General features: G+C 67.7%; 7 protein-coding genes and 2 riboswitches. Of the genes, 3 read left to right on the forward strand and 4 right to left on the reverse strand.

Annotation, left to right across the window (positions count from 1 at the left end; all coding sequences use genetic code 11):
• Positions 1-195: 195 nt before the first annotated feature.
• Positions 196-1,440, forward strand: a complete 1,245-nt coding sequence (locus IFR23_RS08295) for an ROK family transcriptional regulator (RefSeq protein ID WP_192975471.1) — start codon at positions 196-198, stop codon at positions 1,438-1,440.
• Positions 1,441-1,445: 5 nt separating this feature from the next.
• Here the strand turns inward: IFR23_RS08295 and IFR23_RS08300 are convergent, their stop codons facing one another.
• Genes IFR23_RS08300 through IFR23_RS08315 form a run of 4 tightly spaced genes read right to left on the reverse strand, consistent with a single transcriptional unit; the run spans position 1,446 to position 8,990 of the window.
• The gene (locus IFR23_RS08300) at positions 1,446-2,909 is read right to left on the reverse strand and encodes a carboxylesterase/lipase family protein (protein ID WP_192975472.1); all 1,464 of its coding nucleotides are present in this window, start codon (positions 2,907-2,909) and stop codon (positions 1,446-1,448) included.
• Positions 2,906-3,655, reverse strand: a complete 750-nt coding sequence (locus IFR23_RS08305) for a GDSL-type esterase/lipase family protein (RefSeq protein WP_192975688.1) — start codon at positions 3,653-3,655, stop codon at positions 2,906-2,908. Before IFR23_RS08305 ends, IFR23_RS08300 begins: the two co-directional genes overlap by 4 nt.
• Positions 3,656-3,657: 2 nt before the next feature.
• Positions 3,658-5,607, reverse strand: a complete 1,950-nt coding sequence (locus IFR23_RS08310) for a glycoside hydrolase family 97 protein (protein ID WP_192975473.1) — start codon at positions 5,605-5,607, stop codon at positions 3,658-3,660.
• A complete protein-coding gene (locus IFR23_RS08315; RefSeq protein WP_192975474.1) occupies positions 5,604-8,990 on the reverse strand; it encodes a glycosyl hydrolase 2 galactose-binding domain-containing protein in 3,387 nt (1,128 codons plus the stop codon). Before IFR23_RS08315 ends, IFR23_RS08310 begins: the two co-directional genes overlap by 4 nt.
• A 197-nt stretch (positions 8,991-9,187) precedes the next feature.
• Positions 9,188-9,406: riboswitch (cobalamin riboswitch) on the forward strand.
• Positions 9,407-9,573: 167 nt separating this feature from the next.
• Here IFR23_RS08315 and IFR23_RS08320 point away from each other — a divergent pair.
• Together IFR23_RS08320 and cobW are read left to right on the forward strand one after the other, a co-directional pair.
• Entirely contained in the window at positions 9,574-10,635 is a 1,062-nt protein-coding gene (locus IFR23_RS08320; RefSeq protein ID WP_446740893.1) for a HoxN/HupN/NixA family nickel/cobalt transporter, read from the forward strand.
• A 172-nt stretch (positions 10,636-10,807) separates the two neighbouring features.
• Positions 10,808-11,017, forward strand: a riboswitch (cobalamin riboswitch).
• 99 nt (positions 11,018-11,116) lie between these two features.
• Positions 11,117-12,166 carry a cobalamin biosynthesis protein CobW gene (cobW, locus tag IFR23_RS08325; RefSeq protein WP_192975475.1) on the forward strand — a complete coding sequence of 350 codons (1,050 nt, stop codon included), beginning with the start codon at positions 11,117-11,119 and terminating at the stop codon, positions 12,164-12,166.
• Position 12,167 lies beyond the last annotated feature (1 nt).

Below are 12,167 nucleotides of genomic sequence, written 5' to 3' on the forward strand. Positions count from 1 at the left end.
ACGGCGGCGTCGGGGTGGGCATTCCGGATACGAGCGACGCGGTCGCCGATCGGGATTGCGCACGAAGTCGGGAGGGAATGTCGTGACCTATCGCGCGAAAGCATATGCCGTGGCGGCGGTTGGTACCTCCATGTCGGCTTTCCAGTCCGCTTCCGATCACGTCGAGACGATCGCGCCGTTCGCGCACGCTGGGGCATGAGCAAGCCGATGGATTTCTCGGATTTCGAGCCGTCGAGCTACGGTGGCGTCACCGCGGACGAGCGCGCGGTAAGGCTTGGCCCCAGTCTGTCCGGCACCAATCTGGCGCGCGCCGGCGATTACAACCAGCGGGTCGTGCTGCAGGTCATTCGCCGCCATCCGGATATCACGCGAACCGAGATCGCGGCGATGACCAACCTCACCGCGCCGACCATCGCCAACATCACCGGGCGGCTCTTCGACTCCGATCTCATCATCGATGCGGGTCGGCGCACGGGCGGCCGCGGCCAGCCTGCGGTACGCTTGCGGATCAATCCCGATGGCTGCTTTGCGATCGGGCTGAACATCGACCGGGATCACGTGACTTTGGTCTCGCTGGACCTGGCGGGCGTCGTCCGCTCGCGCTTCACGCGCCAGGTGCCGTTCGCCATGCCCGGCGACGTGGTGGAGGTCATCCGCGCGGGGATCGCCGCGATCCGCGAGACGGGCGTCATCGGCATGGACCGGGTGCTCGGCGTCGGTATCGCGTTGCCCGACGATCTCGGCCGGGTCGCGCTGCCCCACCGCCCGGCGGGCTACGAGGCGTGGGGCGCGGTCGATCTGCCGACGCTGCTCGCCGACGTCGTGCCGTGGTCGATCCACGTCGACAACGACGCGGCCGCCGCGGCGATCGGCGAAGCGCAGTTCGGCGATGGTCACGATCATGCGAGCTTCTTCTACGTCCTGGTCAGCGCAGGACTGGGCGGCGGCCTGGTGATCGACGGCGCCTATTATCGCGGCGCCAACGCACGGAGCGGCGAGATCGGTTTTCTCCCGCTGGCGGACGATGCGACGCGCGTGCTTCAGGATGTCGTGTCGCTGTCGGCGCTGACCACGCGTCTGGAAAAGGCCGGCGTGATGCAGCCCGGGATCGATCCGACGCAGCCATTCCCCGACGCCTTCGCGCCGCATGTCGATGCATGGCTCGACGATGCATCGAGTGCGCTGGTGCCTGCAATCACCGCGGTGAACTGTCTCATCAATCCCGCCGCGGTGCTGTTCGGCGGGCGGCTGCCGGCGGACGTGCTCGATCGACTGGCGGCGGACACCCACCGCAAGCTTCGCGTCGCAGCGCCCAACATGCCGGCAACCGCACCGATGCAGCGCGCCAGCCTGTCGCTGGACGCGCCTGCGGTGGGCGCCGCGATCCTGCCGTTCCTCGATCGCATCCTGCCGTCGGATGCGATCCTGATCAAAAGCTGATCCGGTCAGGGCGTATCGCGTAGGCCGCAAATGGCGCCGCGCAGATCCCGGCGCGACACCGGCCCGGTCTGGTCGAACGCCATATAGTCCCGCGTGCCATTCGAATATCGGGCCCATTGCGGGAGTGCGCCACCGTTCGGGTTCCCCGTCTTAACGAAGTTCACCCAATAGGCCTGCAACGGCGGCTGTCCGGGTTTCGGCGGGTTGAACAGATAGCCGATCTCGCTCGAATGGCTTACCGTGCCGCCGGGCGGGGCATAGTCGAACTGGTATTGCCAGACGGGCACGCCGACGCGGGTCAGCGCCTTCGAGACGGCGGCGGTCGGGCAGCGGAACGTCAGATCGGTCGCCAACTGCGCGGTCACGTCGCCGAGGCGCGGATCGTCGACGGGCTTGCCGCCGGGGTTGAGCCCGTAGAGGCCAAGCGCCTTGCCGGCGTTGGCACCGAACTCGCTGCGCACGGTCGCTTCGGCTGCGGGGCGGCCACCATGCAAGCCGAGTTCGCGCGCGTTCACGCCGATCACCAGCGGTGCACGATCGACTTGGCCGTTCGCCAGCAGATGCGCGGGGGTGTCGGTGAGGACGCGACCGTCGACCACAGCCTGCAACCAGATGAAGCTGTCGTCGTCGAGATCGGGAACGTCGACCTTGTCCTGCACCGCGAGCAACCGGTCGACCGGCAAGCCACGGAGTTGCGCCGCCGTCGCGGTCTCGGGCAACCCGGCGGCTTGGGCGATCAGCGATCCCAGCCGCTCGTTCTGCGCAAGGCTGCGCGGTGCCACGCCGAAGCCCGGCGTGCCGCTTTCCTCGATCGCCTGCGCGAACAGGCCGCGCGATGCCGGTGCTAGCCGGTGGAGCGCGACGTCCTGCGCTCCGGCGGATTCACCCGCGATCGTGACGCGCGCCGGATCGCCCCCGAACCGCGCGATGTTGCGCTTGATCCAGCCGAGCGCGGCCTGCTGGTCCATCAGCGCGTAATTGCCCGAATGCCCGCCCTGTTCGCGGCTGAGCGCGGGGTGCGACAGGAACCCGAGCGCGCCCAGTCGGTACTGGATGCTGACCAGAACGATGCCGCGGTCGGTGATCGTGGATTCGACCGTGCCGCTGCCCGCGCCGCCTCGGTTGGCGCCGCCGTGGATCCAGACCAGCACGGGCAGGGGCTTGGCGGGCGACAGCGCCGGCGTGCGGACGTCGAGGAACAGGCAATCCTCCGAGCCATGCTGCGCGGCCGTACGGTTCCATTCGCCGTAATCGCCTTGCGGACAGGCAGCATGCTCGGCGACCGCGTCGACCGGCTCGGTCCATTTTGCGGGCCGCTGGGGCGCACGCCAGCGGAGCGGCCCCGCGGGTGCCTTCGCGAACCGGATGCCCCGAAACACGCTCGTTCCGCCGGGCACTGCCTGGCCACGGACCGGTCCGTCATCGGTGCGGACGACCGGCGCGGCGGCCAAAGCCAGCGCCAGGATCATCGCAGGCCTCGCGGGGCCGGCTTGGCGAGCGCGGCGCGGATCGCGGCTTCGGCGACCGGTGCCATCGCCGCATAGCCTGCCTTGTTCGGATGTACCCCGTCATAGGTCAGCGAGGCACGCGTCGCGTCGCCATCGTGCAGCGCACCCCAGTAATCGGCATAGGTCGCGCCGATCTTCGCGGCATAGTCCTTCAGCCATGCGTTCATCGCGGCGATCTTCGGTGCCGTCGCCAGGCCCGGCCGCCACGGAAACCGGTCCGCCGGCGGGATCGAGGCAAAGATCACGCGGATGTTGTTGGCGCGCGCGAGATCGGCCATCGACATGATGTTCGCCTTGGTCTGCTCGGGCGTCATCGGCCCGGTATTGCTGGCGATGTCGTTGGTGCCGCCCATGATCTGGACCACCGCCGGGTGGAGGTCGACGACGTCCTGCCGAAAGCGCAACAGCATCTGCGGCGTCGTCTGCCCGCCGATCCCGCGACCCATCCGGTCGTCGGCGAAGAACGACGGGACCATGTCGAACCACCCCTGCGTGATCGAATCGCCGATGAAGACGACGCGGTGGTTGCCGGGCTTGGGCAACGCGGCGTTGGCGGACTGATAGCGACCCAGCCACGCCCAGTCCTCGTGCAGCCGAGTCTCGGCCGCCTGCGCCTCGCGCTGCTTGTCGGCGTCGGTCTGCGCGGTCGCTGCCGTGCCGGTCAGTGCGATCATGCCGGCAAGGGCGATCCGGGCGTATGTCGTCATGGTCATCGAACAGGCTCCATCATGGCGGCGGCGCCTCCGGACGCGGCCAGTGTCAAGGTCAGGGTGTCGCGCGCGGTCACCGTGCGGGTCGCGGTGACGAGGTCGGTCGGGGTCGCGCCGTCGCTCCAGGTCCGCGCGCGATAACGGCCGGTCCCGAGGAAGCCGAGCGGCAGCGTGATCGTCCGCGCGGCATCGGTCATCGCCCCGACATACCAGGTCTTGCCGCGCCGCCTTGCGAGCGCGATGTGCTCGCCGAGTTCGCCGCTCAGGAACCGCGTCTCGTCCCACGTCGCCGGCACCGCGGAGAGGAAATCGAGCCCCGGCTGGCCACGATACGCATCGGGACTGTCCGCGATCGCGCCGAGCGGGCTTTCGTACACGACGTACATGGCGAGCGTCTGCCCGCGCGTCGTCTGGACCTCGGGGCCCACGGGATGCGGCGCGAACGTCGCCGGCGTACGATTGCGATACCCGCCGGGCGTATAATCCATCGGCCCGCCGAGCATCCGCGTATAGGCGAGCGTCACGTTGTGCCGCGCCGTGATTCGCCGCGTCCATTTGTTGTATTCCGCCCCCAGCACGCCCTCCTGCGTCAGGAAGTTCGGCCAGGTCCGCGTCATCCCCCAGGGATGCGTCGCGCCGTGCAGGTCGAGCAGCAGGTGATGCCGCGCGGTCGCCTCGGCGAGACGGTGATAATAGGCGATCATCTCCTGGTCGTCGCGGTCCATGAAATCGACCTTGATGCCCTTGATCCCCCACGCCTCGACCTGCGCGAGGATGCGCTCCATGTCGGTATCGAGCAGCTTCCAGTGGATCCACACGATCAGCCCGACGCCGCGCTTGCGGGCATAGTCGACCAGCGCGGGCAGGTTCACGCCGGCGATCGGCCTGGTCGGGTCGGCCCCCGGATTGAGCGTACCGCCGTCGCCGCTGTTCACATACCAGCCGTCGTCGATCATCATGTACGGTAGCGTCATCGACTGCGCGAAATCGATATAGCCGCGGATCGTCGCGTCGTTGGTGCCCGCCTTGGCCACGCTCGCCAGGATCGGCCCGGACCACCAGTCCCACGCGGTCTTGCCGGGCTTCACCCAGCTGAAATCCCCCTTCGGCGCGGGGTTCAGGCTGGTGAGCAGCGTGTTCTCGATCAGCGTGCCGGGGTTCGCGCCGACCATGATCACCCGCCACGGCGACCGGATGCCGGTCCCGACGTCCGCCTTCACCGCGATCCCCGGCTCGTCGATCCGCCGCGACAGCTTGGTGTCGACGCCGAGCGCGCCGGTTTCGGTGCCGGTCAGGTACATCGTCGGCCATCCGGTCACGTCGGCCTCCGCGAAGGCCAGCGTCGGCCCGCCCTCGCCGGTGCGGCAGACCAGCGGCAGTTCGTACATATTGTGCCGGCGGATCGCCGCCGCCTTCACCGGATCATATTCGCCCTCATGGCTGGTCCCGAAGGTGCCGAGGTTGAGCCCGGTGCAGTCGTAATCCGCGGGGAAGGCGACCTGCGTCAGTTCGTTGACGATCCGCAGCGACGTCAGGTTCGGCTGCATCGGCACGACATAGCGCAGCGCCGTCCCGGTGTCGTACGCACGGATGACCACGTCGAGCCGTCGCGCCTTGCCATCGGCCTCGGCGAGATGGACGACGATCTCGTTATACCGCTCCGCGACCGACGACGTCTTGCCGGCACGCAAGGTGTAGCGATCCTCGCCGCGCCGCCGGTCGACGCCGGTCACCTTCAACCCGTTCGACAGCTTGGCATATCGCTCGAACTCGAGCCCCAGCGTCGAGGGCGCCACGACTTCGCGTCCGGCCACGGCGACCCGGTAGGTCGGTTGCGCCGCCGCATTGGTTCCGAGCGTAACGGCGATCCGCCCATCGGGCGAAACGACGGATTGCGCCACGGCGGGCGTCGCACCGAGCACCGCCGCGACGAATACCAGCGCCTTCATCGTACCATCCCTCCTGCAACGTTCCACCCACGCAGCGCGACATGCGCGGCGGAAGCCTTGTCCGTCGGATAGCGGATCTCGACGGTGCGTACGTCACCCGGCAGCAGGGATACGTAGTTGTCGCTGAAATAGGCGGGCAGGACCTGCGTGCCGTCGGCGTTCATCACCGTCAGCTTGGTCTCGATCGCGGGCGTCGCGCTGGTATTGCGCAACGTCACAATGGTCACGGTGTCCGCGCCGTCGACCCGCGTCGCCGATGCCGTGTCGAGCGTCACCGCCGCGAGACCGTTCAGCGCCTGGAACTGCGCGTCGTTCGCCGCCTGCCAGTAGAAGTTGGTCGACAACAGCTTGCCTGCCGCATCGCTCGCCTCCAGCCGGACGAGCGCGACGCCGTTCGCGGTCGCCGCCTTGGGATCCAGCGTGAACGCATCGCTCGCCGCCTCGCCGGTAGCGGTGATCGTCGCGGACTTCTCGGCGATCGTCCGGTTGTCGAGTCCGACCACCTTCGCCTTCACCGTGACGCCCCGCAGCGACGCCAGCCCGTTATTGACCAGCACGACCTTCCAGTCGGGCAGGTTCATCTGGACATGGACCGGCTCGGACGCCTTCTTCACGCCGTAGAACGAGGCCTGCGTGTCATAGTCCGAACTGAAGATGTTCCACGCCGACGACGGCCAGGCGGGCTGCGTCATCCACAGCATCCGGCCGCTATGCTCCGTCCACAGCTTCGCGTTCATCCCCTCGAAGATCGCGCGGTACGATTCATACTGCATCATCTGCGCCTTGCGCTCGAAATCCTCGAGGCTGGTGCCGGGGCCGAAGCGCGTGGCGAGTCCGTCCATATACGTCTTCACCGCGCCGTTCCCGGTCTGGTGCCAGTCGTGATACGCCCACGCATCGCTGATCGGCCATTGATCGGCAGGCGCCATCGCGCGCTTCCACGCCTCCAGCGTCGGCAGCGACGGGGTGCCGCTCTCGACAGAGAAACCCTTGGCATGCTCGGTGAAATACTCGACCGGCGGGCGCCAGTTATACGGCCCGGAGTTCTGCAGGTTCACCCGGTTGGACGACCCCATGTACAGCCGCGTGCCGTCCTCCTTGTCGATCAGCGTCTCCAGCGCCTCGTTGAGGATCGGCTGCGGCACGCCCTCGTTGCGGCCGAACCACACGACGATCGACGGGTGGTTGCGGTATCGCTTCACGACGTCGGTCGCGTTGGTCATGAACAGCGCCGGGTCCTGCGCCTCGATGTTGTAGTCCTGCGTCGATTCCCAGAAATCGTTGAGGATCATCAGGCCGTATTCGTCTGCCAGATCGTAGAACGTGTCTTCGGTGTTCTGCCCGACCCAGTTGCGGATGATGTTGAGATGCGCGTCCTTGTGCAACTTGAAGAACGGCTCGAGCCGCGTCCGGTCGACGCGCTTCATGAAGTCGTCCATGCCGATATTGCCGCCACGCGCCGCGATCTTCACGCCGTTGACGCGGATCACCAGATACGGCGTCAGGCCGTCCTGATCCTTGATCCGGGTGACCGCAGGCGATGTCTCGGCGCCCGGCACGAGGCTCGCGGCCCAGCCATTGGCGACCTTGCGGATGCCGGTATGCGAGCCGTCGACGATCCGCTCGCCGCGCTGCCGGGCCTTCGACAGGTCGATGCCGACCCGTTCGAGGTCGCCGTCCTTGTCCATCAGCGAAATGTCGTACGTGACCTGCCGGATGCCGAAGCGGACGTGCTTGGCGTCGCTCGCCGCGCCGTCCACCGACGCGGTCAGGGTCAGGTCGTGCAGGGCAGGGGCGCCGTAGCCGTTCGGCCACCAGAGCTTCGGATTGCGCACCATAAGCTGCGGGAAGTCCGCAGGCTTCAGCACGACGTTGGCGGTCTGGCCGGGCGCGAGCGTCACCTGCTTCTCGACGACGACGTCGTCGAATGCCGCGCGGACAGTGGCGCTCACCGGTCCCGCGGAATGGTTCGCGACGGGTACGCCGATCTCGACTGCCGCCACGCTGTTGTCCGCCTTGGGCAAGGTCGTCACGACCTGCGCATCGCCTAGCATTGCTGCGCCGGTCGCGGTCAGGGTCACGCCGCGCCACAGGCCGATGTTGCGGTCGCGGATGCTCGGAATCCAGTCCCACCCCTCGGTCGCGACGAAGGTCGGGCCGTCGAGCATCATCATGCCGCCATTCTCGCCGACGCCCGACGTCAGCGACTCTTCCTGCGCGATCCCCGGGTGCGGCGGCGGCGACACCTTCACCGCGACCGCGTTGCGGCCGGGCAGCAGCTTGCCGGTCACGTCGAACCGGCCGCGCACGAACGCACCCTTCATCGTGCCGATCGGTGCGCCGTTCAGCCACACCTCCGCGCTGTAGTTCACGCCGTCGAAATTGAGCATCTGTCGCTTGCCCGCGGTCGCGGCGGGTGCGTCGAACTCGGTGCGGTACCAGTAATCCTGTTTCGCCAGGCTTTCGGGGATCGTCATGTTGTTCAAACCGAACGCAGGGTCGGCATAGACACCGCGATCCACCAGCGTCGTCAGTACCGTGCCAGGCACCGTCGCAACGTACCAGTTCGACGCATCGAACCCCACACGGCTGAGCGTGGCCCCGGGTGCGGTCACCTTCGGCGCTTCGGCCAGCCGCCAGCCGGCAACCGTCCAGGCGCCGGCATGCAGCGGTGCGATCGCGGGTTCGGTCGGGAGTGGCTTGGCGACGGGCGCGGGGAAGGGGCCCCTCGACACCGGCCGGGTCCAGGCATCCTGCGGGGTGGTCTGGCCAAGCGATTGACGCACCTGAACCGGCCATGCCGGGCTCGCATCCTGATAGACGATCGACGCGCCCGGCTTGGTCGTGGCGAGCGCCTTCACCGCACCCGCGTCGAGCGCACGTCCCTCCATCGCAAAGCCCGAAACCCGCCCGCCGAACGGCGCGATCGTCGCGGCCGATGGCACGGGTGCCGTGGTCATCCGGCGCTGCGCGACCTGTCGCCCATCGACGTACAGGCGCGCCTGACCCTGCTCGACCGTCGCCGCGACGTGATGCCAGCTGCCGGCCGCGATCCGCGATGGCGCGATCACCGTGCCGGCTTCGGTGATCAGGCTCGGGCGGCCCTTGTCGAGCCCGAGATAGCGGCGCGGTCCGTTCGCGATATCGCCGAACCCCGCAACGGGCACGATGCCGTCGCGGACCGTCCTGGGTTCGATCCACCCCGACAGTGTCCAGTTCGGCGCGTCGATCGGCCTGGCGCTATCGCCACCGATCGCCGTATTGAGGCTGTCGCCACCAGCAGGCGCCGCGACGTTGAACGGACCATAGCTCTGGGCCGACGCGGCGGTCGCACAGCATAACGCCGCCATGGAAATCGTGCCGGCGAACATCCGCTTGCCCATAATCATCCTCCCGTGCGCGGAATCTGACGATGCTCCGCGATTGACGGTCAACATGACGCGGTGCCGCGAAAAAGCCAAATTGAATTACGAATTGTTTCCGATCGGTCGGGGCGTCCGAGACCACGTTTGGCCGAGGCGCATATTGGCAGCGCCGCGAAAGCAGGATACCCAACCGGGCGGGCAGCGGATCAACGCCGCCTGCATGATCGCGTCGGTGCCCCTCGGGGCTTGATTGGGAATGCGGTGCGGTGGGGTTCGCCCTGCCAATGCCGCGGCTGTCCCTGCAACTGTAAGCGGCGAGCGAGACGCACGGGCCCTTCGACTGGAGGGCAGCCACTGGGCCGAAGAGCCTGGGAAGGCGTGGCGTGGAGCTTTGACCCGTGAGCCAGGAGACCTGCCGGCGTCTGGTCGCTCTTGTCCCGGTCCAGGGGGTGGCCGAGGCACGGTGAACGCCGTCTGAGCGACGACACGCGCGGCAGGGGCCGCACGGCGACGCGCGTCGGCTGCTCATGGCGTCCGGTCTTCGCGTGTCCCGGCCGCTCGCGGCAGGCCCCCGTCCTCGTCGGACGCCGGGGAGTTCTGCATGACGACTGCGACGATAGAGAGAACGATCGAGAGACCGACGCGCGCCGCCACCCGCAAGCGGATCGGCTGGATGTTCGCAGGCCTGATCATTGCCAACATCGCCGCCTGGGGCTGGGCGTTCTCGCTGTTCCACGCGCAACCGCTGATGCTGGGCACCGCGCTGCTCGCCTGGGGCCTGGGTCTGCGGCACGCCGTCGACGCGGATCACATCGCCGCGATCGACAACGTGACTCGCAAGCTCATGCAGGACGGCCAGCGGCCGATCGCGGTCGGCTTCTGGTTCGCGATCGGTCATTCGGGGATCGTGCTGATCGCCGCTGTCGCGATCGCGCTCACCGCCAGCGCGCTGTCGCAGTTCGAGGCGTTCAAACAGGTCGGCGGCGTCATCGCGACCGTCATTTCCGCCGTCTTCCTGTTCACGATCGCGGCGATGAACTTGATCATCCTGCGCTCGGTGTGGCGGACCTTCGGCCATGTCCGCAGTGGCGGCACCTATGTCGAGGAGGATCTCGACCTGCTGCTCGGCAACCGCGGCTTGCTCGCGCGGCTGTTCCGGCCGATGTTCCGGCTGGTCACGCGGAGCTGGCACATGGCGCCGCTCGGCTTCCTGTTCGGGCTGGGCTTCGACACGGCCACCGAGGTTGCGATCCTCGGCCTGTCCGCGAGCCAAGCCGCCGACGGCCTGTCGATCGGCACCGTCCTCGTTCTGCCCGTGCTGTTCGCGACTGGGATGGCGCTGGTCGATACCGCGGACGGGGTCGTCATGCTCGGCGCGTATGAGTGGGCGTTCGTGAAGCCGATCCGCAAACTCTATTACAACATCACCATCACGTTGATCTCGGCGATCGTCGCGATCGCGATCGGCGGGATCGAGACGCTCGCGCTGCTCGGATCGAAGCTGGGGCTGACCGGCGGCATCTGGGATCTGGCGGAGGCGCTCGGCGAGAATTTCAACGGCCTCGGCTTCGCGATCATCGGGCTGTTCGTGCTCTGCTGGGTGCTGAGCTTCGCGATCTACCGCTGGAAACGCTTCGACGAGATCGAAGTCGTGCACGGATAGCGCACCCCTCCGTCACCCCGGACTTGTTCCGGGGTCCACGGTTCCGCAAACTCATGGCTATCGAGCATGCGGATCCGTGGATGCCGGAACGAGCCCGGCATGACGTATGCAAAGACGCATTGGCAGTCCCCGCAAACTCATCTAGTTCACTTTCTGAGGGTCGGTTGCACCGAACCTCACAGATCGCGCCGGTGCCCTTCGGGGCTTGAATGGGAATGCGGTGCGGGAGTTCCTCCCAATGCCGCGGCTGTCCCTGCAACTGTAAGCGGTGAGCGAGACGCACACGCCCTTCACGCAAGGGCAGCCACTGGGGAAACCTGGGAAGGCGTACGTCGAGCCTCGACCCGTAAGCCAGGAGACCTGCCAGCGCTACGGTCGCTCTTGCTACGATCCAGGGGATGGTCGCGGCACGGTACTCCGTCTGAGCGACGAACGCGTGCGGCCCTATGGTCGTGCGTGCGTGTGCTTGCAGGAGAATATAATGTCCGATCGTTCGCCCAATTTGGCAAAGGTCCCCGTCACCATCGTCACCGGCTTCCTGGGTGCCGGCAAGACCACGCTCATCAGCCACCTGATCCGCAATGCGAACGGCCGCCGCCTCGCCGTCGTCGTCAACGAATTCGGCACGCTCGGCATCGACGGCGATATCCTCAAGGGCTGTGCGATCCCCGATTGCCCGGCCGAGAACGTGATCGAGCTGGCGAACGGCTGCATCTGCTGCACCGTGGCGGATGACTTCATCCCGACCGTCGAGGCTCTCCTCGCGCTCGACCCGCGCCCCGATCACATACTGATCGAGACGTCCGGGCTCGCGCTGCCCAAGCCGCTGCTGAAGGCGTTCGACTGGCCCGCGATCCGGTCGCGCATCACCGTCGACGGCGTCATCGCACTCGCCGATGCCGAGGCAGTCGCCGCCGGTCGCTTCGCCCCCGATGTCGCCGCGCTCGACGCGCAGCGCGCCGCCGACCCCAGCGTCGATCACGAGACGCCGCTGTCGGAGGTGTTCGAGGATCAGCTCGCCTGCGCCGATCTCGTGCTGCTGACCAAGGTCGATCTCGCCGGCCCCGAGGGCGTCGCGAAGGCACGCGCGGTGATCGCCGCCGAGTCCGCACGGCCGCTCCCGGTGATCGACCTCACCGACGGCATCATCGACCCCCGCGTGATCCTCGGCCTGAACGCCGCCGCCGAGGACGACATCGCCAGCCGCCCCTCGCATCACGACGGCGAGGACGATCACGAGCATGACGATTTCGACAGCGTCGTCGTCGAGCTTGGCGAGATCGCCGACCCTGCCGACCTCACCGCGAAGATAGAAGCGCTCGCCCGCGGTGCCGACATCCTCCGCGTGAAAGGCTATGCGGCCGTCACCGGCAAGCCGATGCGCCTGCTCGTTCAGGCAGTCGGTGCGCGGGTCCGTACTCAGTACGACCGCCCCTGGCGCGCAGGCGAACCGCGCCGCACGCAGTTGGTGGTGATCGCCGAGCACGACCGGATCGACGAGGCCCGCATCAAGGCCGCTCTGGACGGCTGAG

This window comes from Sphingomonas sp. CFBP 13603 (assembly GCF_014892665.1).
GTDB lineage: Bacteria > Pseudomonadota > Alphaproteobacteria > Sphingomonadales > Sphingomonadaceae > Sphingomonas.